At 73.6% G+C, this 25,990-nt stretch carries 26 protein-coding genes; 11 read left to right on the top strand and 15 right to left on the bottom strand.

Annotated elements, in window-relative coordinates:
• The first annotated feature begins 288 nt into the window (after nt 1-288).
• Nucleotides 289-813 carry a hypothetical protein gene (locus tag AC3EUJ_RS29270; RefSeq protein ID WP_431966570.1) on the top strand — a complete coding sequence of 175 codons (525 nt, stop codon included), beginning with the start codon at nt 289-291 and terminating at the stop codon, nt 811-813.
• Between the two features lie 151 nt (nt 814-964).
• Here the strand turns inward: AC3EUJ_RS29270 and AC3EUJ_RS29265 are convergent, their stop codons facing one another.
• A complete protein-coding gene (locus tag AC3EUJ_RS29265; protein WP_431966568.1) occupies nt 965-1,510 on the bottom strand; it encodes a hypothetical protein in 546 nt (181 codons plus the stop codon).
• Between the two features lie 119 nt (nt 1,511-1,629).
• Here AC3EUJ_RS29265 and AC3EUJ_RS29260 point away from each other — a divergent pair, with 119 nt between their 5' ends.
• Complete coding sequence (locus AC3EUJ_RS29260) at nt 1,630-2,373, top strand: aminoglycoside 3'-phosphotransferase (RefSeq protein WP_431966566.1); 744 nt, start codon at nt 1,630-1,632, stop codon at nt 2,371-2,373.
• A gap of 193 nt (nt 2,374-2,566) precedes the next feature.
• On the opposite strand, the gene AC3EUJ_RS29255 is transcribed toward AC3EUJ_RS29260, so the two are convergent.
• A complete protein-coding gene (locus tag AC3EUJ_RS29255) occupies nt 2,567-4,225 on the bottom strand; it encodes an IucA/IucC family protein (protein ID WP_431966564.1) in 1,659 nt (552 codons plus the stop codon).
• A 75-nt stretch (nt 4,226-4,300) separates the two neighbouring features.
• On the opposite strand from AC3EUJ_RS29255, the gene AC3EUJ_RS29250 reads away from it, so the two are divergent.
• Nucleotides 4,301-5,902 carry an IucA/IucC family protein gene (locus tag AC3EUJ_RS29250; RefSeq protein ID WP_431966562.1) on the top strand — a complete coding sequence of 534 codons (1,602 nt, stop codon included), beginning with the start codon at nt 4,301-4,303 and terminating at the stop codon, nt 5,900-5,902.
• On the opposite strand, the gene AC3EUJ_RS29245 is transcribed toward AC3EUJ_RS29250, so the two are convergent.
• From AC3EUJ_RS29245 to AC3EUJ_RS29230, 4 genes are all read right to left on the bottom strand, one after another.
• Nucleotides 5,851-6,645 (bottom strand): peptidoglycan-binding domain-containing protein, encoded by a 795-nt coding sequence (locus tag AC3EUJ_RS29245; RefSeq protein ID WP_431966560.1) that lies wholly within the window; start codon nt 6,643-6,645, stop codon nt 5,851-5,853. The two genes, AC3EUJ_RS29250 and AC3EUJ_RS29245, sit on opposite strands and share 52 nt — an antisense overlap.
• Nucleotides 6,642-7,595: a hypothetical protein gene (locus tag AC3EUJ_RS29240; RefSeq protein WP_431966558.1), complete on the bottom strand. Its 954-nt coding sequence runs from the start codon at nt 7,593-7,595 to the stop codon at nt 6,642-6,644. The genes AC3EUJ_RS29245 and AC3EUJ_RS29240 overlap by 4 nt, the downstream gene beginning before the upstream one ends.
• 76 nt (nt 7,596-7,671) lie before the next feature.
• Nucleotides 7,672-9,150: a dihydrolipoyl dehydrogenase family protein gene (locus AC3EUJ_RS29235; RefSeq protein WP_431966556.1), complete on the bottom strand. Its 1,479-nt coding sequence runs from the start codon at nt 9,148-9,150 to the stop codon at nt 7,672-7,674.
• 659 nt (nt 9,151-9,809) lie between these two features.
• Nucleotides 9,810-12,338 (bottom strand): SpoIIE family protein phosphatase, encoded by a 2,529-nt coding sequence (locus tag AC3EUJ_RS29230; RefSeq protein ID WP_431966554.1) that lies wholly within the window; start codon nt 12,336-12,338, stop codon nt 9,810-9,812.
• A gap of 237 nt (nt 12,339-12,575) precedes the next feature.
• Between AC3EUJ_RS29230 and AC3EUJ_RS29225 the strand changes: the two genes are divergently transcribed.
• Both AC3EUJ_RS29225 and AC3EUJ_RS29220 read left to right on the top strand, forming a co-directional pair.
• Entirely contained in the window at nt 12,576-13,016 is a 441-nt protein-coding gene (locus AC3EUJ_RS29225) for an OsmC family protein (protein ID WP_018559864.1), read from the top strand.
• A 142-nt stretch (nt 13,017-13,158) separates the two neighbouring features.
• On the top strand, nt 13,159-13,770 hold the full coding sequence (locus AC3EUJ_RS29220) for a TetR/AcrR family transcriptional regulator (protein WP_431966551.1): 612 nt from the start codon (nt 13,159-13,161) through the stop codon (nt 13,768-13,770).
• Here AC3EUJ_RS29220 and AC3EUJ_RS29215 read toward each other — a convergent pair.
• Both AC3EUJ_RS29215 and AC3EUJ_RS29210 read right to left on the bottom strand, forming a co-directional pair.
• Nucleotides 13,767-14,075, bottom strand: coding sequence for a GNAT family N-acetyltransferase (locus AC3EUJ_RS29215; RefSeq protein WP_431966549.1), 309 nt, complete (start codon nt 14,073-14,075; stop codon nt 13,767-13,769). The genes AC3EUJ_RS29220 and AC3EUJ_RS29215 overlap by 4 nt on opposite strands.
• The gene (locus tag AC3EUJ_RS29210; RefSeq protein ID WP_431966547.1) at nt 14,072-14,341 is read right to left on the bottom strand and encodes a DUF2630 family protein; all 270 of its coding nucleotides are present in this window, start codon (nt 14,339-14,341) and stop codon (nt 14,072-14,074) included. The genes AC3EUJ_RS29215 and AC3EUJ_RS29210 overlap by 4 nt, the downstream gene beginning before the upstream one ends.
• A 186-nt stretch (nt 14,342-14,527) precedes the next feature.
• Between AC3EUJ_RS29210 and AC3EUJ_RS29205 the strand changes: the two genes are divergently transcribed.
• From AC3EUJ_RS29205 to AC3EUJ_RS29195, 3 genes are all read left to right on the top strand, one after another.
• The gene (locus AC3EUJ_RS29205) at nt 14,528-14,680 is read left to right on the top strand and encodes a hypothetical protein (RefSeq protein WP_431966545.1); all 153 of its coding nucleotides are present in this window, start codon (nt 14,528-14,530) and stop codon (nt 14,678-14,680) included.
• A gap of 274 nt (nt 14,681-14,954) precedes the next feature.
• On the top strand, nt 14,955-16,151 hold the full coding sequence (locus AC3EUJ_RS29200) for a MarP family serine protease (RefSeq protein ID WP_431966543.1): 1,197 nt from the start codon (nt 14,955-14,957) through the stop codon (nt 16,149-16,151).
• Nucleotides 16,152-16,346: 195 nt separating this feature from the next.
• Nucleotides 16,347-17,252, top strand: a complete 906-nt coding sequence (locus AC3EUJ_RS29195; protein ID WP_431966541.1) for a DMT family transporter — start codon at nt 16,347-16,349, stop codon at nt 17,250-17,252.
• 66 nt (nt 17,253-17,318) lie between these two features.
• On the opposite strand, the gene AC3EUJ_RS29190 is transcribed toward AC3EUJ_RS29195, so the two are convergent.
• The 7 genes from AC3EUJ_RS29190 to AC3EUJ_RS29160 form a co-directional block, all read right to left on the bottom strand.
• A complete protein-coding gene (locus AC3EUJ_RS29190) occupies nt 17,319-18,392 on the bottom strand; it encodes a glycerophosphodiester phosphodiesterase family protein (RefSeq protein ID WP_431966539.1) in 1,074 nt (357 codons plus the stop codon).
• A 142-nt stretch (nt 18,393-18,534) separates the two neighbouring features.
• Nucleotides 18,535-19,185, bottom strand: coding sequence for an HAD family acid phosphatase (locus AC3EUJ_RS29185; protein ID WP_431966537.1), 651 nt, complete (start codon nt 19,183-19,185; stop codon nt 18,535-18,537).
• Between the two features lie 60 nt (nt 19,186-19,245).
• On the bottom strand, nt 19,246-19,440 hold the full coding sequence (locus AC3EUJ_RS29180; protein ID WP_431966535.1) for a DUF397 domain-containing protein: 195 nt from the start codon (nt 19,438-19,440) through the stop codon (nt 19,246-19,248).
• Complete coding sequence (locus AC3EUJ_RS29175) at nt 19,437-20,249, bottom strand: helix-turn-helix domain-containing protein (RefSeq protein WP_431966533.1); 813 nt, start codon at nt 20,247-20,249, stop codon at nt 19,437-19,439. Before AC3EUJ_RS29175 ends, AC3EUJ_RS29180 begins: the two co-directional genes overlap by 4 nt.
• 123 nt (nt 20,250-20,372) lie before the next feature.
• Nucleotides 20,373-21,317 carry an MIP/aquaporin family protein gene (locus tag AC3EUJ_RS29170; protein WP_431966531.1) on the bottom strand — a complete coding sequence of 315 codons (945 nt, stop codon included), beginning with the start codon at nt 21,315-21,317 and terminating at the stop codon, nt 20,373-20,375.
• A 160-nt stretch (nt 21,318-21,477) separates the two neighbouring features.
• Nucleotides 21,478-21,642 (bottom strand): hypothetical protein, encoded by a 165-nt coding sequence (locus tag AC3EUJ_RS29165; RefSeq protein ID WP_431966529.1) that lies wholly within the window; start codon nt 21,640-21,642, stop codon nt 21,478-21,480.
• A gap of 100 nt (nt 21,643-21,742) precedes the next feature.
• Complete coding sequence (locus tag AC3EUJ_RS29160) at nt 21,743-22,459, bottom strand: MerR family transcriptional regulator (RefSeq protein WP_431966527.1); 717 nt, start codon at nt 22,457-22,459, stop codon at nt 21,743-21,745.
• A gap of 140 nt (nt 22,460-22,599) precedes the next feature.
• Between AC3EUJ_RS29160 and AC3EUJ_RS29155 the strand changes: the two genes are divergently transcribed.
• From AC3EUJ_RS29155 to AC3EUJ_RS29145, 3 genes are read left to right on the top strand one after another with little or no spacing between them, the layout of a single operon-like run.
• Nucleotides 22,600-24,111, top strand: coding sequence for a flavin-containing monooxygenase (locus AC3EUJ_RS29155; RefSeq protein ID WP_431966525.1), 1,512 nt, complete (start codon nt 22,600-22,602; stop codon nt 24,109-24,111).
• Nucleotides 24,108-25,040, top strand: coding sequence for an alpha/beta fold hydrolase (locus AC3EUJ_RS29150; protein ID WP_431966523.1), 933 nt, complete (start codon nt 24,108-24,110; stop codon nt 25,038-25,040). Before AC3EUJ_RS29155 ends, AC3EUJ_RS29150 begins: the two co-directional genes overlap by 4 nt.
• Nucleotides 25,037-25,930: an SDR family oxidoreductase gene (locus AC3EUJ_RS29145; protein WP_431966521.1), complete on the top strand. Its 894-nt coding sequence runs from the start codon at nt 25,037-25,039 to the stop codon at nt 25,928-25,930. Before AC3EUJ_RS29150 ends, AC3EUJ_RS29145 begins: the two co-directional genes overlap by 4 nt.
• Nucleotides 25,931-25,990 lie beyond the last annotated feature (60 nt).

Here is a 25,990-nt window from a genome sequence, read left to right as displayed (position 1 = left end):
GATCGTGGGACGCGGATCTCCCTTCGCTTGCCGACGTGCTCACGAAGGCAGGTGCCCACGCGGGGAGTCAGTCCGTCCGGGCTCACGACCCGGGGGCAGGGCTTCGATCGAGCCGGCTCGGCCAACGCCCGGGGGCACCGCCGTGCTTGGCCGTCAGTTCGCGGGGGACCGTCTCACGCCCCGTTCACGCGGGGCTTGGTCGGATGGGATCGAGCGCGGGAAGGGCAGCTGCCGGTAGGAAGCCAGCTCCCAGCCCATCCGAATCCTGATGGAACGAGAGACGTATCGATGCGTACTTTTGCCAAGCGCACGCTCGGCACCTCTGTGGTGCTGGTCGCCGCGGCGGCGGCCCTGGTCCTGAACGTGGAGATGGGCAACGCCGTCGGTGGGGCGGACCACGAGTACACCTCCGTGTACAGCGGACCCTTCGACGTGGCCGGGTGGACGGACTACGCGCGGTGTCTGCGCGAGCACGGCGTCGACGCGAAGGACCCCGACCCGAAGCCGGAGGCGAACTCCATGTTCGCCCGAATGGCGGACGGCAGTGCGTTGCCGGTCACCGACCCCGCCTTCAAGGAGTGCGAGACGCGTGCGGGCAAGGGGAACACCGTGTCGCTGTACGTGAGCCCGGAGGACATGAGGAAGCACAGGGACTTCTCGGCCTGTGTACGTGAGAACGGACTGCCCGGTTACCCCGATCCGGACCCGCGGACCGCCCGGATACCGGACACCACGTCGTTCACGAAGAAGCAGTTCCACACGGCATGGGAGGCCTGCCACACCCTGGCGCCGCAGGGCCCGGTCGGCGGGTGAGCTGCTCGCGCCGAGCACGGCGGCCGTCGCCCGGGTGACATGCCCTGCCGCGTACTCGCGCCGGCCGACCATGCGTGGTGAACGGCTCGCGACATCACGAAGCCCCTGCCGGGGAGGTCCGGCGGGGGCTCCGTGGTGTGCCGCGTGCGGCTCAGCACTTGTCGGCGACCAGCTCGGCGAAGGCGGTCCGGCTCATGGCGCGGCCGTCGGCCCACACGTGGCCGGGGTCCAGGGAGGCGAGGTCGGCGGCGGTGAAGGAGACGTGGCCGTCGTAGGTGTCGCTGCCGCGCGGGCCGAAGAAGGACAGGTAATACGTGCGGTTCGGCAGGAGTGCCTGCGTGCCGTCGGTCTCCACCTGCCAGGAGGCCGGTGGCGCGAAGAGGGGGAAGGTCGTACGGCCGATGCGTGCCGACGACCACATGTGCCAGCCGCTGTCGGTCGTCTCCCTCGACGGGCCGTCGGCAGCGGGGTTCCCGGTCGAGGGGTCGTCGGCCCAGAGGTCGCCTGACTCCCGCTCGTCCCAACTGACCAGGTCCACCCCAGAGGCGTGGTCCCCGGGGCACGGCTGCACCCTCGCCACCGGCGTCCCGTCCGGGCTCGTCCAGACCGCGACGAGCGGCAGGTCCGCCGGGGTGCAACCGCACAACAACCCGACCCCCACCAGCGTGCCCAGCGCGCCCACCACTGTCCGTCGCATGACCGACCCTCCCCAGACGCCCGCCCGCCGTCAGCGTGCCATCTCCCGGCCTTGGGGGCGAGGTGCCCGGTCGTGGGAATCGGCTGGCTTTCCCCCCGGTTCGCGGGCACCATGCGGCGGTGGAGATTTCGGGGCCGCCCGACGGCGAGGTGGAGGTGCCCGCGCGGATCGGGGCGCTGGCGGGTGAGCGCACGCCGCTGCCCGTCTGGCGCAACCACGCGGGCGGAGTGACGTTCCGGCTGGGCGCGGGGGAGGACCGGCTGTTCGCCAAGTGGGCGCCGGCGGGCTCCGGGCTGGACCTGGGGGCCGAGGCGGAGCGCCTGCGGTGGGCGGGCCGCTTCACACCGGTGCCGCCCGTCCTGGACCACGGGACGGACGCTGAGGGGACCTGGCTGGTGACGCGCGGGCTGCCCGGGGAGAGCGCCGTCAGCCCGCGCTGGGCGGCGGATCCGGGCGCCGCCGTGCGTGCGCTGGGCGCCGGGCTGCGCGCGCTGCACGAGCGGCTGCCCGTGGAGGGCTGTCCGTACGACTGGTCCGTCGGCACCCGCCTGGAACGCGCACGGGCGGCGGGCAGAGACGTGCCGGGGGATCTGCCGCCCGCGCCGCCCGTCGAGCGGCTCGTGGTGTGCCACGGCGACCCCTGCGCGCCCAACACGCTGCTGGCCGAGGACGGCACCTGGTCGGGCCACGTCGACATGGGCACCCTCGGGGTCGCCGACCGCTGGGCCGATCTGGCCGTCGCCACCTGGAGCACCGAGTGGAACTACGGCTCCGGCTGGGAGGACGCGCTCCTCGACGCGTACGGCATCGCCCCCGACCCGGAACGGACCGCCTTCTACCGGCGTCTGTGGAGCGTCACCTGACGGCTGACCCAGGAGGGGCGGAGGTGGCACGATCGGGGCGGTGGCACGAGCGCGAGGGGGGCGGGGCGAGATGGCCATGAGAGCTGCGGCCACATGGGCCGCACCAACTACCACCACCGCCGCCGACGCCGGTGGGTGCCGAGGTGCCGCGCGGCCCGGGCCGGTGTGCCGCCGTCGTCGGGGGATCCTGGGGTCAGCGCAGGGGGTTGGGCAGGCCCGTCCACTGGTCGCCGGTCGCGGAGGTCTCCAGGCGCATCAAGGTGAGGGCCTTGACGGGGAGTTCGGGGGCGGAGAGCAGGGCGGCGCGGTCGGTGCGGGTGTCCGCCGTGGCGGGGAGGGCGTCGAAGGCGCGGGCGGTCTCCGTGCGCACCGAGGCCCACAGCCGGGCCTCGGTGGGGCGGTGGGCCTCGCCGAGGGCGGAGACGAGGCCGCCGAACGTGGTGGCGACCAGGGAGCCGTAGAGCTTGGCGTGCAGGACCGCCGGGTCGTCGCTGAGGCCGCGGCCGAGCGGGGGCACCGCGACGCCGTACCGGGCGAGGCGGGCCGGGCTGATCCGGACGTCGGCGAGGTCGCGGCAGACCAGCCGCAGGGGCCGGGCGTGCCGGTCGAGGACGACCAGGAGGTTCTGCCCGTGCGCCTCCAGGGCGACGCCCCAGGACAGCAGCCGCAGCATGGCCGGCAGCGCGAGCCGGGCGAAGGCGGCGAGCCAGGCGGCTCCGTCCCGGGGAGCGCCCGGTCCCGCGGCCGCGAGCAGCGAGTGGAGCAACGGCGGCCCGCCGTCGGCGGGGCGCCCGGTGAGGGAGGCGACGGGCAGCACGATCTCCCCGGCCGCCGGGTCGGCGAAGCCGGACGGGGACTCCCGCAGCAGCGCCGCGAGGTCCGGGCTGGCCTCACCGCCGACGACGGCGGCGGCCGCCGCGAGGTTGCGGGTGACGCGCAGCGTGCCGCCGCCGAGGCGCCGGGTCAGCTCGTCCAGCAGCGCGGACAGCGCGGCGCTGCCGGTCACCGAGCGGGCCGAGATGTCTCGGACGGCCGAAGTCATCCGCATGCTCAGCGCCGTCTTCAGATGCGGGCCGCCGTCGAGCGGGGCGAGGGTGCGCACCGACATCAGCGGCCGGGCGGGGAGGGCCGCCTCGGCGTACGGGCGCAGCCCCAGCGCGGGCAGGATGTGCCGGGTCTGCCAGGGGTGGACGGGCAGCAGCAGCCGGTCGCCGTCGCGGAACCGGTCCGGCCAGGCGCCCACGACCAGGGAGCCGGCGGCCGGGACGGAAACGAGGTCGAGGGCGACGACCGGCCGGTGCTCGGGCCCGTAGGCCAGTTGCTCGGCCACGGAGAAACCCGGACGGCTGCGGCAGCACGGGTGGTAGGGATGGCCGTCGACGACGCCCTGCTCGAAGGAGGCGAGCGTCGGCGGCCCCGCGCCGTGGCCCTCCGTGCCCGCGGCATCCGCCCGGGACAGGGCCAACGAGGCGACGCTGTGGTCGAGCTCGTCGCGCAGCAGGCCGGACCCGGGCATCCCGAGGGCCTCCATCAGGGCGGCCGGGTGGTCGTGGGGCCGGCCGTCCAGCAACAGGACGGAGTCGTCCTTCGGTGACCCCAGGTCGTGCGGCAGCCGCCGCGGCCCGGTGAGCACCCGGCCGTCGCGGAAGAGCACCCGGTCCGGGCCGCGGGAGGCGATGCCCGGCAGGGGTTCCAGGAGCAGGGCGCGCCACAGGCGGCCGAGGACGGCGGCGCGGGCACCGGGGAGCGCGGCGGTGTACGCGTCGCGCAGATCAGGACGGAGCGTCGCCAGCTCGGTGGCGAACGCCGTCTCCAGGGGGCGCCGCGTCGCAGCCGCCGAGTGCGGGTACATGATGGGTCCCTACCCTACGCAGAAGGTGGCAGATCGTGCATCGACCAGCGCATCGACCAGCGGGAACGAGCCGTCGTGGGTGACGCCTGGGACCGCGCCGAGGCGCTCTCCGTGACGGCCCTGCTGAACTGCCTGCTGCGCGAGGTCGCCGAGGACGCGGGCGAGGACGCGGGCCGTCCCGTCCACCGGCTGCCCGCGACCGGCCGGCTGCTGCGGGTGCGGGCCGGCCGCCATCCCGCCGCGCCCGAGCTGCGCACCGGGGAGGGCTGGCGGCCGCTGCCGCTGGAGGCGCTGGTCGACGTCACCGCGGCGGAACTCACCGCCCGCACCGGTGCCGCGGGCACCGAGCTGCCCGCCGAGATCCGCGACAGCCGCGATGTGCTCGCCGCCCTGCTGGAGGCCCGCGAGCACGCGCCGCCGCCCGCCGATCCGTATCTGCGCTCCGAGCAGGCCCTGGTGGCCGGCCACCGCCACCACCCCGCGCCCAAGACCCGCGGCGGGGGCCCGCCGGAGAGCCTGCTGCCCTACGCGCCGGAGGCGCACACGAGCTTCCCGCTCACCCTGCTCGCGGTCCGCGCGGACCTGCTGGAAGGCGAGGGCGACACCTCGGTGCTCGACCGGCTGTACCCGGACGTTCCCGAGGGCTACCGGGTCCTGCCCGCGCACCCCTGGCAACTGGCCCTGCTGGGCGACCTCCCCGCGCTCCACGACGGGCGCCTGCTGCGCCTGGGGCACACCGCCGTACCGGCCGTGCCGACGGCGTCGCTGCGGACGGTGTACCTGCCGGAGGCCGACCTCTTCCTGAAGTTCAGCCTCGACGTGCGGATCACCAACGACATCCGCCGGCTGTGGCGGCACGACCTGCGCTGGCTCGGCCCGGTCGACGAGGTGCTGCGCGCCGTCCCGGAGGCGGACGTCCTGTCCGACCGCGGCTACCGCACCGCCGGCCTGGGCGGCCGGGACGCCTACGAGGCACTGGCCGTGCTCGTCCGCGACGGCTTCGGCGCCCACCTGCGCCCCGGGCTGACCCCGCTGCTCGCGGCGGCCGTCGCCGAGGGGTACGAGGGCAGCCCGCTCGCCGCGCCGGGCCTGACCGCGGAGGGTGCCCTGGACTGGTGGGAGGCATACCTGCGGCAGGTCGTGCCGCCGGTGCTGCACGCGTACCTGCGCCACGGGGTGGTGCTGGAGTGCCACCTGCAGAACGTGCTCGTCGCCGTGGACGCCGACGGGCTGCCGGGCCAGGCCCTCTTCCGCGACCACGAGGGCGTCAAGCTGGTCGAGGAGCGGCACCGGGAGCTGCTCCGCCGCCATGGACGGCCGGACGCCCCAGGGCCCGGTGTGGACGCCGCACACGGCTGGGAACGCCTGGTCTACTGCCTCGTCACCAACAACCTGCTGGAGATCGCGGGCGCGGTCGCCGAACGCCGTCCGGCGCTCACCCCGGTGCTGTGGGAGCGAGCCCGGGCGTTTCTCGCGGAGTGGGCGGCGGGGAACGGGGACCCGGCGCCGCTGCGGGAACTGCTCGCCGCGGGGCACATCCCCGCGAAGACCAATCTGCTGCTGCGCTGGACCGGCGCGGACGGCGCCGCCGCCCGCTACCTGCCGCTGGTGAACCCGCTGCGGCCTCAGGGCGCCGTGGTGACCGACTCCAGCGAACGGCGCGTGGCGGGGCCGTAGAACCCGGCGGTGTCCCCCGTGACGCCGTGGCTCTGCTGGTAGCGCTGGACGGCGTCCTTGACGCTGCCGTCGTACTTGCCGTCGGCGGGGCCGTCGTAGACCCCGGCCTGGGCGAGCCGTTGCTGCAGCGCCACGACCTCGGGGCCGCGCGATCCGGGCTTGAGGACCGCGCCGGAACCGGCCGGCGCGGTGCCCGCGGTCCCGCTCGGCGCGCCGGCGGTCGCGGCGCCCGTGGCGGAGGCCCGTGCCCCCGCGCCGGACGCGGAACCGGAGGCGGACGGGGAGGAGTCGCCGCTCGTCCGTGCCGACGGGGCCCCGGCGCCGGGCGAGGGCTTCACCGTGCCGTCGGAGTCGAGCAGGCTGGGCAGCGCGAGCCGTGGCGGCGAGGCGCTCGGATCGGGCAGCGCGCGGTCGGCCTCGCCCGGACCGGTGACCAGGTGCCCGAGCAGGGCCAGTACGCCGACGACGGCCACCGCCGCGGCGACCGCGAGGACGGTGCGCGGGCGCCGCCGGGAGCGGGCCGCCGCCCGGCGCGCCCGGCGCGGACCATGTGCCGGGTGCGGCTCCTGCGGTGGGTCCTGCGCCTGCCTGTCGCCTGGCCTGTCGCCTGGCCTGTCGCACGGGCTGTCGCCCGTGCCGGGCGGGTCCTCGGGGAACAGTTCGGCGTAGCCGGGCGCGGGTCCCTCGGAGTCCACGCCTATCAGCGGTCTGACGGTCGTCCCGCCCGGTTCGTCCCCGCTCATCTCTCCTCGCCCGCCTGGTCGGGCACGAGGCGTTCGAGGACGTCCTGGAACTCCTCGCCGACGGTGATCAGCAGCCCGTCGCCGTCCTTCCGGCTGAGCTGGGTCAGCACGCCGTCCCGCCACCAGTAGACGTACGGGCTGATGGGGCCCACCGCGTCCTCGTGGCCCGCCGCCGCGAAACCCGCCATGCCGTTGAGCGCCGGGATGACGCCGCTGTCACGGATGGCGTGGAAGGCCAGCTGGTGCCGGAACGGCATGGCGACCAGCGCCCCGTCGGCGGTCAGCGGCTGCCCGGTGACCCGTTCCACCAGCTCGTCCAGGACCAGCACCCGGGCGGCGGTGAAGAAGGAGTCCCCGACGAGGACGTCGAAGCGCACGTCGGCGTGCCGGACCACCTCATGGCGTTCCACCGGCAGATCGCGCAGGTTGAGCAGGGCGCGGCCGCGCAGCTCGCGGGCGTCGCCGAGCGGCACCAGGGCGTGGTCGGCGAGCGTCATCACGCTCTCGGGGAGGTCCAGGGCGAGTACCTCCAGCAGCCCGGGCGCGGCGATCCGGGCGTAGCGGAAGGTCTCCGGGTCGATCGCGTCGGGCGGCACCAGGCGCGGGTAGAGCCGTTCGCGGATCTCCTCGGTGGGCAGGGTCTCCAGCGGGGAGGGCCCGTCGAGGGTGCGCAGCACCGCGCCGACGTGCTCGCGCGCCACCTGCGGCCACACGCGGGGGCCGCGGCGGTCGTTGTGGCAGAGCGCGGCGAGGTTGCCGAGCCCGAAGCGCCGACCGGAGTCGTCGGTCACCATGTCGGCGAAGACCGTGACCTCCAGCCCGAGTTCGGCGAACGACTCGCGCACGATCGCGCGGAAGCGCGCGCCCTCGTCCACCGAGAAGAAGGCGTACTCGGGATCGCGGGGTGCGTCCCGCTGGTCACGCTTCGGCCCGCGCCGGAAAATCCCCACCTCAGCTGTCCCCTCGACCTGGACTCGACGAGCAGTGCGCGATCCTATCGGCAGGCGCCCGGGGCCGCCGTCTCCGTCACCCTTCGTCGTCCGGCGCGTCCCGGTAGGTCTCCAGCAGCCGCAGCCACACCTCGCTCATCGTGGGGAAGGCCGGTACGGCGTGCCACAGCCGCTCCAGCGGCACCTCACCGGCGACGGCGATGGTGGCGGAGTGCAGCATTTCGCCGACCGACGGGCCGACGAAGGTGACGCCGACGAGGTGACCCCGGTCCAGGTCGACCACGGCGCGGGCCTTGCCCTTGTAGTCGTCGGCGTACAGGCCGGCGCCGGAGACGTTGCCGATCTCGTAGTCGACGACCTTGACGCGGCGGCCCTCCCGCCGGGCCTGCTCGGCGGTGATGCCGACGGCGGCGGCCTCGGGCTCGGTGAACACGACCTGGGGGACGGCGACGTTGTCGGCGGTGGCCGCGTGCCGGCCCCAGGGGGCGGTGTCCAGGGGCTCCCCCTTGGCGCGGGCGGCGATGGCGGCCCCGGCGATACGGCCCTGGTACTTGCCCTGGTGGGTGAGGAGGGCGCGGTGGTTGGTGTCGCCCGCGCAGTACAGCCAGCCGCCCTCGACGCCCTTGACCAGGCAGGTGTCGTCGACGTCCAGCCACGAGCCGGGGGTCAGGCCGATCGTCTCCAGGCCCAGGTCGTCGGTGTGCGGGACGCGTCCGGTGGCGAACAGGACCTCGTCGGTGACGAGTTCCGAACCGTCGGAGAGCAGCAGGGTGATCGGCCCGGACTCCGACGCGCGCCGCAGCTCCCTGACCGACACGCCGGTGCGGATGTCCGTCCCGGCGGCGCGCATCCCGTCCGCGAGGAGCTCGCCCACGAACGGCTCCCAGCGCGGCAGCAGCCCGGAGCCGCGGACCAGCACGGTCACCTCGGAGCCGAGCGAGCGCCAGGCGGTCGCCATCTCGACGCAGACGACACCTCCGCCGACCACCACGAGCCGCCCCGGCACCTCGGGGGAGCTGGTGGCGTCGCGGCTGGTCCACACATGGTCGTCGGCGATGCCGGGGAGGTCGGGCAGTTGCGCGCGGGTGCCGGTGCAGACCGCCACGGCGTGCCGGGCGACCAGGACACGCTCGCCGCCCTCCGGGGTCTCGACGACGACCCGGCGCGGGCCGTCGAGCCGGCCGCGTCCCCGGACGAGGTCGATGCCGGCCGAGTCCAGCCAGGTCACCGCCCCGTCGTCCTTCCAGTTGCCGGTCCACCAGTCGCGCCGGGCCAGCACCGCGGCGGCGTCGAGCCGCCCGCCGGCCGCCTCCCGTGACCCCGCGACCGCCCGCGCGGCCTCCAGGGCCGCCTGCGGGCGCAGCAGCGCCTTGCTGGGGATACACGCCCAGTACGAGCACTCACCGCCGACCAGCTCCGCCTCGACCACCACCGTGGTCAGTCCGGCCTGCCTGGTCCGGTCGGCGACGTTCTCCCCGGTGGGGCCCGCGCCGATGACGATGACGTCGTAGGTGTCCGTGCTCGCGTTCGTACCGCTGTCTGCAGCCGTGGTCATGGTTCAACCGTAGGCAACACCGCGTCCGCGCACAGCCGGAACCCCCGTGTCCCACCGCTCCACCCGTGCGGGCTCATCCGGCCGCGCCGGCTCTGGCGGGGACGGCGTCGCCGGTGGGGAGCGGGTCCGTCGGCAGGTCCCGGGCGGTGCGGAGCGGGGACAGCGGCAGCACCAGCCCGGCGAGCGGCACGCTGGTGATCCACAGCGCTGCCCGCTGCCCGCAGCCCGAGCACGGAGCCGAGCGTGCCGACGGGCAGCGTGCCGTAGTTCAGGGCGGCGTTGCTGGAAGCCCGCCTTGAGGACGTTGCCCGCGACCACGCCCGCGGAGACGCAGAAGCCTCCGGCCGCGTACCGGAGCACCCCGGCTGCGCGCGTGGTGAGCGGGATGAGCAGGGCGGGCAAGGCCGGCCCGACCTCGAACAGGAGCGTGGCGCGGGCGGTGCCGGTCCCGACGTGACGCACCAGCAACGGAACCTGGATCGACTGGTAGGCCATCAGGGCGAGGTCGGACGCGGCGCCGAACAGCGTCAGCGCCCGCAGCCACCGGTCGCGGGCGACCACGCGCAGCCCGGCGGCGATGTCGCCGGTCGTCTTCGCGCGGGGCGCTCCGGGTCCGGGGCGCGGCTCGCGGTGCATGTTGTTCCGCTGATGTGCGCGCCTCAGGCGGGCAGTTGCTGCTCCGTCCAGATGACCTTGCCCCGTTCGGTGTAGCGGGTGCCCCAGCGGCGGCAGAGCTGGGCGACGAGGAAGATCCCGCGGCCGCCCTCGTCGGTGGTGGCGGCGCGGCGCAGGCGCGGGGAGGTGCCGCTGGCGTCCGCGACCTCGAAGACCAGGGCCCGGTCGCGCAGCAGCCTGGCCTGTACGGGGCCGGCGCCGTGGCGGATGGCGTTGGTGATCAGCTCGCTGGCGATCAGCTCGGTGGTGAAGGAGAGTTCGTCCAGGCCCCAGGCCCGCAGCCGCCGGGTGATCGCGGAGCGGAGCGCGGAGACGGCAGCCGGGTCGTCGGGCACGTCCCAGCAGGCGACCTGACGCTCGTCCAGGGACCGCGTGCGGGCGACCAGCAGGACGACGTCGTCGGCCGAGGGCGCGGGGCGCAGCGAGTCCTCGAGCGCGGCGCAGACCTCCTCCGGCGGGCAGCCCTGCGGGACGACGGCCAGGGCGCGGCCGAGCCGGCGCATCCCGGTGTCCGGGTCGAGGTGGCGGCCCTCGATGAGGCCGTCGGTGTAGAGGACGAGGCCGCTGCCCTCGGGGACCGCGAAGTCGGCGGCCTCGAAGGGGACTCCGCCCAGGCCCAGGGGTGGTCCGGCGGGCAGGTCGGGGAAGCGTACCCGGCCGTCCGGGGCGAGCAGCGCGGGCGGCGGATGGCCGGCCCGGGCCAGCTGGCAGCGCCGGGCGACCGGGTCGTAGACCGCGTAGAGGCAGGTCGCGCCCGCGAGGCCGGGACCGGTGCCGCTCTCGTCGTCGAGGCGGACGACGAGGTCGTCCAGCCGGCCCAGCAGCTCGTCGGGGGGCAGGTCGAGGGTGGAGAAGTTGTGCACGGCGGTACGCAGCCGGCCCATGGCGGCGGCGGCGTGGATCCCGTGCCCGACGACGTCGCCGACGACCAGCGCCACGCGCGCCCCGGAGAGCGGGATGACGTCGAACCAGTCGCCGCCGACCCGGCCGCGCGCCGCGGGGAGGTAGCGGTGGGCGACGTCCACGGCGTGCTGCTCCGGCACGCCGTGCGGCAGCAGGCTGCGCTGGAGTTCGAGGGCGAGGTGGTGCTCGCGGGTGAAGAGCCGCGCGTTGTCGATGCAGACCGCGGCTCGGGCGGCGAGGTCGCGGGCGAGGGTGAGGTCGTCGTCGGCGAACGGCTCGCTTCGTGCGGCGCGTTGGAAGGTGGCGACGCCCAGCAGGGTGTCCCGGGCGCGCAGGGGGACGGCGATGACGGCACGCGGCTCGCCGTCGGGGCCGGGGGAGGTGTCGCGGACCGCGGTGCTGCCGCACAGGGCTCTGGCCTGGGGGCTGTCCGGGTGGAGGGGAATCGGTTCCCCCCTGGCGTACGGGCCGCACGCGCCGCTGGGGGCGGCGCCGCTCGCCGCCACCCGGCACAGCTCCGCTCCGGGGCCCCCGGGGGCCGTGCCGTGCAGGACGGGGCAGTACAGGTCGACGGTCGCGTGGTCGGCGAAGCGGGGCACGGCGGCCTCGACGATCTCGCGGGCGGTGCGCACGACGTCGAGGGTGGTGCCGATCCGCAGGGCGGCGTCGCTGAGCAGCTCCAGGCGGCGGCGCGCGGCGACGGCCAGGCGGCCGACCCCGGGCTCGCCGACCAGCAGCGGTCGGCGCGCGGCCCCACCGGGGGCGCCGCGGGAACCGGCGTCCTCGGGCACGCTGACCTCCACGACGGCGCCGCCCGCCAGGGGCCGGCACAGCAGGTGGGCCGTCCGGCCGTGGGAGAGGGGGAGTTCGAGCGCTTCCTGCCGTCCGGCGGCGATCAGCCCGGCCGCGGTCTCCGTGAGCGCCGACTCGTCCCCGTCGGTGAGCCCGGCCGGGGGGCCGACGCTCTGGACGCGTCCCGCGCCGTCCAGCCGCAGGGAGCCCGCCGCGACGCCGCGGTGCTCGGTGGTCAGGTAGCGCTGCAGCAGGGCGCGTTCGCGTTCGGCGCACTCCTCGAGGAGTCGCTGCTCGATGGCGAGGGCGCAGCCGCGGGCGAGTTCGGCCATGAGGGGGTGCGCCTCGCCGTACAGGCTGGTGAGGTCGAGCACGCCCTCGACCCGGCCGCTGGCGGGGTGGCGGACAGGCACGCCGAAGCAGGTGAAGCCGCGCAGGGCGGCGGAGAAGTGCTCCTCGCCGGAGACGCGGACGGGCTGCCGGGCGGCCAGGGCGGTGCCGATGCCGTTGGTCCCGGCGTCCAGTTCGTGGTAGCTGAAACCCGGTGCGAGCCGGACCCGGTCCAGGGCGGGCAGCAGCGGGGGTTCGGCGGCCCTGCGGTCGATCACCAGCCCCCGGTCGTCGGTGAGCAGGACGGCGGTGCGGGTGCCGGAGAGCGTGGCGGCGAGCCGGTCGAGGACCGGACGCGCGGCCCGGACCAGTGCCCCGGCGGGGTCGACGTCGTCGGTGTACGGGACCTCGAACCGCTCGGGGTCGAGACCGGCGGTCTGACAGCGCTCCCACGAAGCGAGGATCGGTACCCGTACGGATTCGACCACCAGGCTCACTCCTTGACGTCCGCGTCCCAGGTCCCGAACGTAGGACGGCGGCGCGGCGGCGGGGGGCGGGTCGGTGAAATCCCTGCGTACAGCCACTCTTGTGGGTGACGGCTTGTTTGACGGGCGGCAACACGGCAACACGACCATCACCGAGCAGGAGATCGCCTCGCGAAGCGGCGCCCGGTGGTGAAGACTTGGACCCGCCGCAGCCGTACGCCGTACTTGGGAGGATCCACCATGTCCACCACGCCGCACTCCACCACGCGGGTCGCGCACACCGTCTGGGACGGCAGTCTGACGGAGGGCAGCGGGGTCGTGACCCTCGACTCCTCCGGCATCGGGGAGTACCCAGTGACCTGGGTCGCCCGCTCGCAGGAGCCGGGCGGGAAGACCAGCCCCGAGGAGCTCATCGCCGCCGCCCACTCCAGCTGCTTCTCCATGGCCCTGTCGGCCGGCCTGGGCAAGGCGGGCACCCCGCCGACCCGGCTGCGCACCCAGGCCGACGTCACCTTCAAGCCGGGTACCGGCATCACCGGCATCCACCTGACCGTCGAGGGCGAGGTGCCCGGGATGGACGAGGCGGAGTTCGTCAAGGCGGCCGAGGACGCCAAAGCGAACTGCCCGGTGAGCAAGGCGCTGGCCGGCACGGAGATCACGCTCACGGCCTCGCTGGCCTGACGCCGCACGGCCCGCCCGGAGCCGGCCCGGCCCCGTACCGCGTGCAACCGCCCATCGAAACGTTTCGGTTTCGGTGGGCGGTGCCATATTGTCGTTGGGATACGAAACCGTTTCGCGGGGGACGGGAGACGGAGCACGGAACATGACGACCGACGCGAGCGCACCGGCGCGCCGCACCCGGCTGACCCCCGAGCGGGAGCAGGAACTGTACGGCGCGGTGATCGAGCTGCTGCGCGAGGTCGGGTACGACGCGCTGACGATGGACGCGGTCGCCACCCGTACCCGGTCCAGCAAGGCCACCCTCTACCGGCAGTGGAAGAGCAAGCCGGAGCTGGTGGTGACCGCGCTCAAGTGCATCAAGCCGGTGCACGTGGAGAACGTCGACACCGGTACGCTCCCCGGCGACCTGCACGAGCTGGCCGACCGCATTGGCGACGGCTCGGACGTGGACACCGCGCTCATCCGGGGCCTGGCCCACGCCTCCGCCACCAACCCCGACCTCGCCGAGGCGATGCGCCAGCACCTGATCGAGCCCGAGCTCACCGGGGTGCGGCTACTGCTGGGGTGGGCCGCCGACCGCGGCGAGATCGACGCCGCCGTCCCCGCGGCCGAGTTCATGCCGCACATGATGCTCGGCGCCGTGATAACCCGCCGCCTGCTGGAGGACGTGGAGGTCGACGCCGCCTTCATGCACCGCTACATCGACGCGGTGGTGCTGCCCGCGCTCGGCATCGGGCCGGGTGGCCGGCGCTAGTCGCTGACCGTGCTGCGCGGCCGGTACTCCAGGTCCTCGTACTCGGGGTGGTGCGCGATCCAGCCCGCGATGAACGGGCAGGCCGCCAGCACGCTCTGGCCGCGCTCCCGCGCCTCGTCCAGCGCGTGGCGGGCGAGCGCGGAGCCCACGCCCCGGCCCTCGAACTCCGGGTCCACCTCGGTGTGCAGGAAGGCGACCATCTCAGGGGTGCGGATGTACGTGGCGAAGCCCGCCAGCCTGCCCTCGACGTGCGCCTCGTAGCGGCGCGCGCCGGATGCGTCCGTCACCTTCGTGTCGCTCTTCACGACTGGTAACCCTCCACGGTCCGCGAGGAGCGCACCTTCGCCTCGCCCGGGTCCCCGCCCGCCTCGGCCTTGGCGCGGCGCTGGCGGAGCAGGTCCCAGCACTGGTCGAGTTCGCGCTCCAGCGCGTCGAGCCGCGCCCGCTCGGTGTCGCTGTCCACCCGCCCCTCGCTCAGGAGCTCGCGCAGGGTCCTCTCGTCGGAGACCATCGCGCTGATCCGTTCCAGTATCGCCTTCTCGCGGCGATCTTCCGCGTGCTGCTCGGCCACGGCCGCACCTCCTGTGTCGTCGGCAACCACTCTAGGCAGCCGGTTGCGCCCATGCGATCGAAACATTTGCGTTTCGATAAGTCGGCTTCTAGTCTCCGTATGTACGAAACGGTCTCGTATCGAGCCGGGCTCCCCGGCGCCCCGTCCCTCCCCGCCCTTCCCGCGACCGACCGGAGCGCGTCCCGCATGTCCCAGAGCACCGCGGAGGGAGGCGCGACGGCCTCCTGGTGGGCCGCGGCCTTCTTCGCCGCCGGCCTGGTGATCGGCCTCCTGATGTACCGGCGCGGAATTCCTGCTCGGGACGGGAATGCTGACGCCGCTCCGGTCGTCGACATGTAGGGGGAGTGAGCTGCGGGGCCACCCCTGAGCGGTGGGAAGGTCCCGCACGCGCCGACCCGTGGGGACGGGGTGCGGTGCGACGGAGGGCCCGGTGCCGGCGTCCGTGGTTGCACACGGAGGCCGTGCCGGGCCTTTCCCATGCGATACGGCGGCGAGCCGGGGAGTCCGGGATGGATGTGACGGAATCTGCGTGCGCTGCGCCATAAAAGGGAACCTATGGTCAGTTAATGTGCGTTTTCACTGGTCCATAGGGTTTCGTCGAAAGGCCCCTCGGTTGAACCTGCTCGACCTCCTGCTGCTGGTGCTGACCGTCGCCAACGCCGTCGCCGGTTTCCGGCGCGGACTGGTCGCGGGCTGCATCTCGCTCGCGGGTTTCCTCGGCGGTGCGGTGGTCGGCGTGTGGCTGCTGCCGTACGTGCTGCAGTACGTCGAGCCGGGCACGCCGCGGGCGACGCTGGTGGCGCTGCTCACCGTGCTGGTTCCCGCGGCCGGCGGGCACGCCCTCGCCTCCGGGGTCGCCTGGAAGGTCCGGACCGGACTGGACTGGGGCCCGCTGCGCTGGCTCGACGGGGTGGGCGGCGCGGCGGCGAACGCCGTGGCCGTGCTGCTGGTCTCCTGGGTGGCCGCGAGCGTGCTGGTGACCTCCTCCTCCAGCGTGCTGGCGCAGTCGATCCGCGGGTCGGAGGTGCTCGGCGCCGTCCAGGACACCATGCCCCGGCAGGCGCCGGCCTGGTTCAGCCGGGCGACCAGCGCGCTGGCCGAGGCCGGGTTCCCGCAGGTGTTCAACCCGTTCGAGTCCGAGCCCGTCAACGGGGTGCCCGCACCCTCCGGGGACAACGTCACCGCGGCCGCGGCCGCCGCCGCGGCGCGCAGCACCGTCAAGATCGAGGGCGTCGCCTTCGTCGACGGCCGGCGCCAGGGCCAGGAGGGCACCGGCTTCGTATACGCCGACGAGCACGTCATGACCAACGCCCACGTGGTGGCCGGGGTGGACCAGCCCGCGGTGCAGCTCGGCGGCGTCGGACGGGCCTACCGGGCCACCGTCGTGCTCTTCGACCCCGGCAAGGACATCGCCGTCCTGGACGTCCCGGGGCTGAACGCGCCCGCGCTGAGCTTCACCGACGAGGCCGTGCGCGGTGACGGCGCGGTCGTGGCGGGGTACCCGCAGGACGGCGGACTCGACCTGCGCGCCGCGACCGTGGCCGGGCGCATCCGCGCCACCGGCCAGGACATCTACGGCGACGGCACGGTCACCCGCGACATCTACCAGGTCCGGTCCGTGGTGCGCCCCGGCAACTCCGGCGGACCGCTGCTGGATACCTCCGGACGCGTCTACGGGGTGGTCTTCGCCCGCTCCACCACCGACTCCACGACGGGTTACGTGCTGACCGCCGACGAGGTGCGCTCCGACGCGCTGCGTGGGGCGCGCGCCACGCAGCCGGTGGACACCGGCGACCGCGCCGCACTGTGAGTGCCACACCCGTCAGCGGGGCGCCCGTGGCGCACCCGTGATCACCGGAGCGCGGCGGGCCTCCGCATACGTTCGACGTTAGACTTTCCCTTCACGCAGAAAACCGGACGAATCAAGCAAGACAGTCAAGCGTCGTCCGGCGGCGAGCCGGACGAGGACGACCGCGGCCGAGCACGCGGGAGTGGTGCCGTCGTCATGATCTCCATCCTCTTCGCCGTCTTCGCGGCCTGCAGCAACGCCCTCGGGACGGTCCTTCAGCGACGCGCGGTGCTCACCGTCCCCGCCTCGAAGTCCCTGCGCCTGGGTCTGATGAAGGACCTGCTGCGCACTCCGGTCTGGCTCGCCGGCATCCTCGGCGTGATCTTCGCCGCGATCTTCCAGGCGCTCGCGCTGGGCACCGGTTCGCTCGCCGCGGTCCAGCCGGTGTTCATTCTGGAACTCCCGCTGGCCCTGGTGATCGGCGGCATGGTCTTCCACGTCGAGCTGTCCCGCACGGCGTGGGCCTGCGTGGCGTGCATCGCCGGGGGCCTGGCGCTGTTCCTCTTCTCGATGGCGCCCAGCGGGGGGCGGGAGCAGGTACCGGGCATCTGGTGGGTGCCGACGCTGCTGATCGTCGGCGGCCTCGGCGCGGTGCTGGTGATCGCCGGGCTGCGGCGGCCCAGCGGCCTGACGCGCGCCGCCTGCCTCGGCGCGGCGGCGGCGGTCGGCAACGCCCTCACGGCCGCGCTGATCAAGTCGTCCATGGACATCCTGGAGCACCAGGGGGTCGCGGCCTGGCTGCTGTCCTGGCAGACCTACGCGTTCGCCGCGGCCGGCGGGTTCTCGTTGTTCCTGCTCGGGACCGCGATGCAGGGGGGACCGCTGATCGCCTCCCAGCCCGCCCTGACGCTCGGCGACGCCGTCGTCGGCTTCTGCCTCGGGGTCGCGCTCTACGGCGAGCAGCCGCGCACCGGATTCTGGCTGCTGCCCGCGCTGACCGGGTTCGCGGTGCTCAGCTACGGGGTCTTCGCGATGTCCCGCACCCAGTGCCTCTACAAGTGCGTCCACCCCGAGGAGCACCTGGCCGGCCGGGCCGAGGAGCCCGCCGCCTCGACCACCTGAACCGTACGCGGACGCCCCCGGAACCGTCCGGTGCCGGGAGCGTCCGCGGATGCGGGGCGCCGGTCGTCAGTGGCGCGGGGCGGGGTATGCCTTGGGCAGGCGCATACCGCGGTCGGCCATGATCTGCCGGACGTGGTTGGGGTAGTCGGTGATGATCCCGTCGATGCCCATGTCCATCAGTGCCTCGATGGTCGGGTTGTCGTCGCAGGTCCACGGGATGACCTTCAGGCCGCGCGCGTGGGCGTCGTCCACCATCTTGGGCGTGACGTAGAACCTGAAGTCCGGGTCCGCGATGGTGCCGTTCTGCGGCATGCCGTAGACCGGGGAGAGCGCCGTGACGCCGGGGACGGCGGCGGCGGCCCTGACGAAGTCGCCGTCGTAGTCGTCGGCGTCGATGCCGCCGAGCCACGGGGAGGCGCCGGGCTTGCCGACCTGGAGGAAGTCGTAGTTGGTGAGCGCCACCAGCGGGTACTTCGGCGCGAGCTCGTGCATCTCCTTCAGGGCGCCCCAGTCGAAGGACTGGATGGTGACCTGCTTCTCGATGCCGGAGCGGTGGATCTCCTCGAAGACACGGCGCACGAACAGCTCGCGCGGCGCGGTCTGCTCGGGGGCGCCGGCCTCCACCTTGGTCTCGATGTTGAGCTTGACCTTCTTGGCCTTGTAGCTCTTGACCAGGCCCAGGACGTCCTTGAGCTCCACCATGCGGTGGCCCTTGATCTGCTCCTGCTCGGGGAAGCCGGGCAGCTGCTGGTAGCCGCAGTCCATCGTCTTGATCTGGGCCAGCGTCAGGTCCTTGATGTACTTGCCGACGTACGGGTACATCGGGTCGCCCGGCGTCACAGGACCGGTGTCCTTGCACTTCTGGGCGCTGATCTGGCGGTCGTGGTTGACGACGACCTTCTGGTCCTTGGTGACGTGGGTGTCCAGCTCCAGGGTGCTCACCCCGAGGCGCAGGGCCTTGCCGAAGCCCTCCAGGGACTCCTCGGTGGTCATGCCGATGCCACCGCGGTGGGCCTGCAGGTCGAAGGCGGCCCGGGGGGAGGGGCCGTGGTCGTGGTGGGCGGTGGCCGCCTGGGCGGCGGTGGGAACCACGAGCGCGGGCACGACGGCCAGGGCTGCGATTGCGTGCCGGAGGGACATTTACACCTCGTCTACATCGGGCGAACGGGACCTCGTGACGCTAAGCCGCAGGTCGAGCCGGTATGAAGCCCGCGCATGAGGGCATGGTGAACGCCCGGAGAACGATCGTTCCCCAGGCGTCGCCCGGTCGCGGACGGCGGTGTCAGTCGAGCAGGCCGTCGTAGTCCGGGAGCTTGAAGGTGCGCTCGGCGTGGCCGCCCACCAGGTCGGTGGTGTTGTTGCCGATGTTCGCGATGATCGTGTAGCCGCGCTTCTCGATGGCGGCGCGCTGCGCCGTCTTGTACGCGCTGACCTCGTCGAAGAGGTCCGGGATCGAACGGCCGTAGAGCCCGGCGACCGGGTAGCCCTCGCGGTCGAGGTTGTAGTACGTGGCCGCGTGGATGAAGTCCGGCCGCGCGGTGACGAAGAAGACGTCCACGCCACGGGAGTCCGCGTACCGGGCGAGGTCACGCGTCGGTGCCACGGCCGGCGGGAACCACCAGTCGAAGTACGTCTCCAGGGAGGTGTTGTCGATGTCCAGGACGATCGCCGGTTTCTCGCCGGGAAGTGCGGCGGACGTGCGGTCCTCGACGTAGGTGTGCGCCTGGTCGATCACGAGGCGCACGTCCCGCAGCCAGGTCTCGTGGTCGACCGGGGCGGCGGTGGCGGAGGCCGCCGTGGCCGCCGCCACCGTGGTGCCGGTGCGCTCGGCGGCGTGTGCGTCGGCGGGGAGCGCGAGGCCGGAGACCCCGGCGGCGATGATCGCCGCCGCGACGATGCCGCGCCTCCAGGTGGAGGTTGTGGGGGTTGTCATGCACCGTACGTTCGCCGGTGCGGGTGAGGGGAAACCGACGTTCGTATTACTGGTTGGTAACTATCGCTGGGGGTCGGACAATTGGCCGGCGAAGGCCACGAACGCGGTCCACGCGTCCGGCTCGAAGGCCAGAACGGGGCCGGAGCTGTCCTTGGAGTCCCGTACGTGGACGGAGGCCGGGCCGATCGCCACCTCGACGCAATCACCACCGTCGCTGCCGCTGTGACTGGACTTGAACCACACGAGAGCGCTCACAGTTCACCCGCAATCTGCTCGATCAACTTCGCGGAGTCCTCGGGTGTGAGGGCCTGCGCCCGGATCATGCCATAGCGCTGGTGGAGCAGACTGACCCTTTTCCGGTCATCGGTGAGCAGCCCCCCGACCTGGCCCTCGGCGTAGGCGAGCAACTGGCGTTCGGGGTTCTCCAGCAGGGTGAACGGACCGTCGAGGCCGGCGTGGGTCCCGTAGCGCGCCGGCATCACCTGGATCTGGACGTTGCGCCGCCGGCCCACCTCGACGAGGTGCTGCAGCTGCTCCCTCATCACGGCCGGTCCACCCGTCGGACGGCGCAGGACCCACTCCTCCAGGACGAAGGAGAGCATGCACACGGGCCTGCGGGTGAACAGCGCCTGGCGGGCCAGCCGGTCCTCGGTCCAGCGCTCGGTCTCGTCCTCCTCCAGCGCCGGACAGCGGGCCGCGAAGACCGCGCGCATGTAGGCCTCGGTCTGCAGCAGTCCCTTGATGACGTGGGAGTCGTACGCGCCCAGGCTCAGCGCCCGCGCTTCCTCGTCCGCGTACTCCCCGTACCCCACGGGCAGCTTCTCCCGGGACAGATGCGGTGCGACGGCCGTCAGCACGCCGGGGGAGCCGAGCAGTTGCTCGGCCCGCTCGATGAACGCCTTGCTCGCGATGCGTTCCCCGCACTCGATCTTGACGGTCTGCGACTTCGAGTAACCCGTGTGCGCCGCCACCGCGTCCAGGGTGAGCCCCCGGCCCTCGCGCAGCGCCTTGAGCAGGTCCCCGAAGATCCTCATGCTCACCGAGCGCTTGTCCTCGACCGTCACGCGGCCACCCCCGTCCGGCTCCCCTGGCGTCGTCCCGGAGCGCCACGCTAGGCCCGCGGCGACCGGCGGCACGCCGGGAACCGGCGGAATTCACCCGACCCGGGGACCGGCCGGCGGCCCCCGCTAGTCGTCGTCCGGGTTCGCGGGCCGGTCCCGTCCGACCTCCGCCATCGCCCCCTCCTGCGCGCGGATGTGGAGCACGTCGCCGATGAACAGGTCGTAGACCAGCACCCCGATCACGCCCCCGACGAGTGGTCCCACGATCGGTATCCAGAAGTAGCCGCTGTAGCCGCCCGGCGAGGAGCCGGGTATCGCCAGCTCACCCCACCCGGCGGCCCAGGTGAACAGGCGCGGGCCGAGGTCGCGCGCCGGGTTGATCGCGTAGCCGGCGTTGGCGCCGTAGGACATCCCGATGGCGGCGACGGCGAAGCCGATGACCAGCGGGCCGAGGTTGGCCTTGACCGCGGTGTTGCGCAGGTCGATGACGGCGACGACGAACATGCCGAGGAACGCCGTCCCGACGATCTGGTCGATGAGCGGACCCCAGACACTGCCGTGGAAGTACGCCGCGGGGAAGGTGGCGAAGATCGAGAAGGTGCCCACGGAGTGCCCGTTGACCTTGGGCCCCTTCAGCGCGGCGTCGTAGGTGTTGATGGCGTCGTGGTAGACGAGGTAGACCAGCGCGGCGCCGGTGAACGCCCCCGCCAGTTGCGCCGCCCAGTAGGGCAGCACCTTGGCCCAGGCGAACTTGCGGCGCACGGCGAAGGCGAGCGTCACGGCGGGGTTGATGTGCGCGCCGCTGACCCCGCCGGCCACGTAGATGCCGAAGGCGACGGCGAAGGCCCAGCCCCAGGCGATCAGGAGCCAGTCGCCGACCCCGGTGAAGATGGTGGTGGGCCCCTCGGTGCGGCCCGAACCGGGCAACGCGGCGACGGCCATCGCGACGACACCGCAGCCGAAAGCGATCAGGACGAACGTCCCCAGGAACTCGGCGAGGCATTCCCCCCACAGTCCGCCGCGGCTCTTGAGCCGAGAACCCTTGATGACCGGGGAAATTTCCGTGGCCATGGTGGTGGCCCCCTTAGGTTTCCTCCTCCTTCCGTGATAACCCGGCTCATGGGCCTCCGCAACCACACGGCATGACGCAGGTCACAGCGTGTGCTCGCGATGGGTTCGCGGCGCCCACGCGGTCCACCGGGCATGGCAGAAGACGTGGAGGCCCGGCGAGTCACCCCGGCAGTCGCGTCCCCTCCGGGAGCCGTACGCCGAAGTCGTCCGCCAGGACCCGCAGCACCTCGTCCGCGTCCGCCAGCTCCCTCTCCTGGTGGGTGCCGTCGGCCTCCGTCCGCGTCAGGCGGCGGCCCCCCGCTCCGGCGTCGGGCGGCTGCCGCACGGGTGCGGGACGGCGGCCGGCCGCGCTCTCCTCCAGGAGTTCGCGGCCGAGCCGGCCGTCGCCCGGCCACGCACCCGTACGGGCTGTGCGCGGGCGCCCGTTACCGCTTGAGTTCCTCGCGCAGCCTGCGGTCGATCGCCAGGGCGAGTTCCGCCTCGACGACGGCCTGCACCAGGGGGCGCAGCCGGGCGATCGCCTCGGTCAGCCGGGTGGTGTCGCCGGACTGCAGGTCGGCCTCGGCGTCCGGCAGGACGTAGGTGCGGGCCAGCTCGACGAAGAGCTCGGCGAGCAGGTCCATGCGGCCCCGCATGTCGCGTCCCGCGGCGAGCACCTCGGCGAGCGGGATGCCCTCCCGGACCAGCGCGGCCGAGGCCTCCAGCAGCCGCCGGCTGACGTGGACGACGTCGTCGCCGTCGACGGCGATGTAGCCGATGTCCAGGGCGGTGGCCAGGTTCTCGGCGGTGGCCTGGTCGCCGTAGTGGTCGGCGAGGCCCTCGGGGGTGAGCCGCAGCGGTTCCTCCTCCGACCAGCGGGTGGGCAGCCCCGGGTCCAGGCCGAGGAGTCCGCCGACGTCACGGCGGCCGCTCTCCCAGGCGTCCATCAGCTCGGCGATGCCGCCGAGGGTGTGCCCCCGCTCCAGCAGCGCGGTGATGGTCCGCAGCCGCGCGAGGTGGTGGTCGTTGTACCAGGCGATCCGGCCCTCGCGGCGTGGCGCGGGGAGCAGCTTGCGCTCCCGGTAGAAGCGGACGGTACGAACCGGGACACCGGCCGCTTCCGCCAGCTCGTCCATCCGGTACTCGCGCTCGTGCGTTGCCACGCCGATCAGCCTATGCGGTGCCCGCGTCACATCGTGCCGCCCGCCCTCTACCGCTGGTAACGCCTTCTGGTCTACGCTCCAAACCGTGCCAGTGAACACTGGCGCAATTCTTCAAAGGGGCGGCACCGAGAGGCGGCGGTATGGCCGGACACAGCGAACACGTGCGGGTTGCGGTGATCGGATCGGGGTTCGGGGGACTCGGCGCCGCCGTGCGGCTGCGACGGGAGGGGATCACCGACTTCGTCGTCCTGGAGCGCCGGGACTCCGTCGGCGGGACGTGGCGGGACAACAGTTACCCGGGGTGCGCCTGCGACGTGCCCTCGCACCTGTACTCGTTCTCCTTCGCGCCCAACCCGCAGTGGCCGCGCACCTTCTCCGGCCAGCCGCACATCAGGGCCTATCTGGAAAGCGTCGCGGACACCTTCGGCCTCCGCCCGCACCTGCGTCTCGACACCGAGGTGACCGAGGCCCGCTGGGACGCCGCCGCCCGGCACTGGCGCATCGCCACCTCGCGCGGTGCACTCACCGCCGACGTCGTGGTATCGGCCACCGGGCCGCTGTCCGACCCCAAGCTGCCGGACGTCCCGGGCCTGGACGCCTTCCCGGGACGGGTCTTCCACTCCTCGCGGTGGGACCACGACTTCGACCTCAAGGGCAAGCGGGTCGCCGTGATCGGCACCGGGGCGTCCGCGATCCAGATCGTGCCCGCGATCCAGCCCGAGGCCGGGCGCCTGACCGTGGTGCAGAGGACGCCCCCGTGGGTGATGCCGCGCATGGACCGCGGGATCAGCCGGGCCGAGCAGTGGCTGCACGGCAAGGTGCCGGCCACCGCCAAGGCGCGGCGCGGGCTGCTCTGGCTGATCCGCGAGTTCCAGGTCGGCGCGTTCACCAAGCGCCCGGGGATGTTGCGCGGCGTGCAGGCCATCGCCGCCTCGCACATGCGCAAGTCCGTCAAGGACCCGGCGCTGCGCGCCAGGCTGACCCCCGACTACCGGATCGGCTGCAAGCGCATCCTGCTGTCCAACGACTACTATCCGGCGCTCACGCGGCCCAACACCGAGGTCGTCGCCTCCGCGCTGAAGCAGGTGCGCGGCTCGACCCTCGTCATGGCCGACGGCACCGAGCGCGAGGTCGACGCCATCGTCTTCGGCACCGGCTTCCACGTCACCGACATGCCCATCGGGGAGCGGGTGTTCGGCGCCGACGGACACTCGCTGGCCGAGCACTGGAAGGGCGGCATGGCCGCGCTGCGCGGCTGCGCGGTCGACGGCTTCCCCAACCTGCTGTTCGTCATCGGGCCCAACACCGGCCTCGGGAACAGCTCGATGATCCTGATGATCGAGTCCTCGCTGAACTACCTCGCCGCGTACCTGCGCGCCCTGGACACCACCGGGGCCGCCGCCCTCGACGCCCGCCCGGAGGCCGTGCGGTCCTGGAACGAGGAAGTGCAGCGCCGGATGACGCGCACGGTGTGGAACACCGGGGGCTGCGTCAGCTGGTACCTGGACGACCAGGGCCGCAACACCACCGTCTGGCCCGGGACCACCGCGGAGTTCCGGCGCGCCACCCGCCGGATGGAACTCCGGGAGTACGAGATCGTGCCCGCCGGCGCCCCCGAGGAGCGCCCGGAGCGCGTGGAGGTGGCCTCGTGACCGCGTCCGTCTTCGACCTCCCGGCCGCCCGGCGCACGCACACCGTGCGCTCCGCGGACGGCACCTCGATCCACGTGGAGGAGTACGGCCCCGAGGCCGGCACGGCGCCCACCGTGGTGCTGATCCACGGCTGGACCTGCAGCACCCTCTTCTGGGCCCCGCTCATCCACGAACTCGCCGGGGAGTACCGGGTCGTGGCCTACGACCAGCGCGGCCACGGCGGCAGCGGCACCCCGCGCCGCGGCGGCTACGGCACCGGCGCACTCGCCGACGACCTCTCCGCGGTCCTGGAGGCCGCCGTCCAGGGCGACGAGAAGGTGGTGCTGGTCGGCCACTCCATGGGCGGGATGACCGCGATGGCGGCCGGCGACCGCGTCGCCGTGCAGTCCCGTACGGCCGCGGTGCTGCTGGCCAGCACCGGCAGCGGACGGCTGCTCGCCGAGGCGGCGGTGCTGCCGCCGCGGGTGCGCAGCAAGCGGGTGCGCGACGCCTTCCACCGCTTCCTGCTGGTCAGTTCGGCGCCGCTCGGCCCGCAGTCCGCGCTGACCCGGGCCGCGCTCAAGTACGGGATCCTGGGCGCGGCGTCCAGCAAGGAGCTGGTGGCCGCCACCGCCCGCATCGTGCACGCCTGTGGGCGCCGGCAACGCGCCGCGTGGGGCCGGGTGCTGGCCGGGCTCGACCTGGACGCGGGCGTGTCCGCACTGCGTGTGCCCACCGCCGTGCTGGTGGGCAGCGCCGACAAGCTCACCCCGCCGGTGCACGCCCACGGCATGGCCGCCCGGCTCTCCCGGTTCGCCGGGCTCACCGAACTGCCGGGCCTCGGCCACATGACGCCGCTGGAGGCGCCGGCCGCGGTGGCGGGCGTCGTACGCACCCTCGTCGAGGACCATCTGCGGCCCCAGGCCCAGGTCAAGGAGGAGACGGCATGAGCAGGTCGCTGAACGGGCAGGTCGCGGTGGTGACCGGCGCCGCCCGCGGGGTGGGGGCGCTGCTGGCCCGCGAACTCGCCGCCCGTGGCGCCCGGCTGGCGCTGGTGGGGCTGGAGCCGGAGGAACTCAAGGGCGTCGCCGGGGAGATCGGCCCCGAGACCGAGTGCTGGACGGCTGATGTCACCGACCGGGAGGCGATGACCCGCGTGGCCGAGGAGGTCGTGGAGCGCTACGGCCGTGTCGACGTCGTGGTCGCGAACGCCGGTGTGGCGACCGGCGGTCCGTTCCTGGACGTGGACCCCGCCGACTTCGAACGGGTCATCCAGGTCAACCTGCTGGGCAGCGTGGTCACCGCCCGCGCGTTCCTCCCGGCGCTCGTCGCCTCACGCGGCTACCTGCTGCAGATCGCCTCCCTCGCCGCGATCGCCCCGGCGCCGCTGATGACCGCGTACTGCGCGAGCAAGGCGGGGGTGGAGGCCTTCGCGCACTGCCTGCGCGCCGAAGTCGGCTTCAAGGGCGTCAAGGTCGGCGTGGGGTACCTGAGCTGGACCGACACCGACATGGTGCGCGGCGCCGACGAGGACGACGTGATGCGCGAGGCCCGTTCCCGGCTGCCCTGGCCGGCCAGTCGCACCTACCCGCCGGCGCCGGCCGTGGAGCGCATCGCCGACGGGATCGCCCGCCGCTCGCCGCACGTCTACGCCCAGTGGTGGCTGCGTGGAATGCAGTCCGTGCGCGGGTACTTGCCCGGACTGATCGGGGGCGCCCTGGGGCAGCGAGAAATGCGCCGCCTGGAGCCGAGGATCGCCGCCGCGGGGGGCATCCGGCGCGGACTCGTCGGCCGCGGCGGTGCCGCCGACGAGCGCGCCCGCTCGGAAAGGCCCATCTGACCAGCGCCGTTCACGGACCGCGTTCGTCCGAAATGCGTACTGTGTCCGGCCGTGTCAGCC

The organism is Actinacidiphila sp. bgisy160, from assembly GCF_057707815.1.
This window is presented reverse-complemented; position numbering and strand designations above follow the sequence as displayed.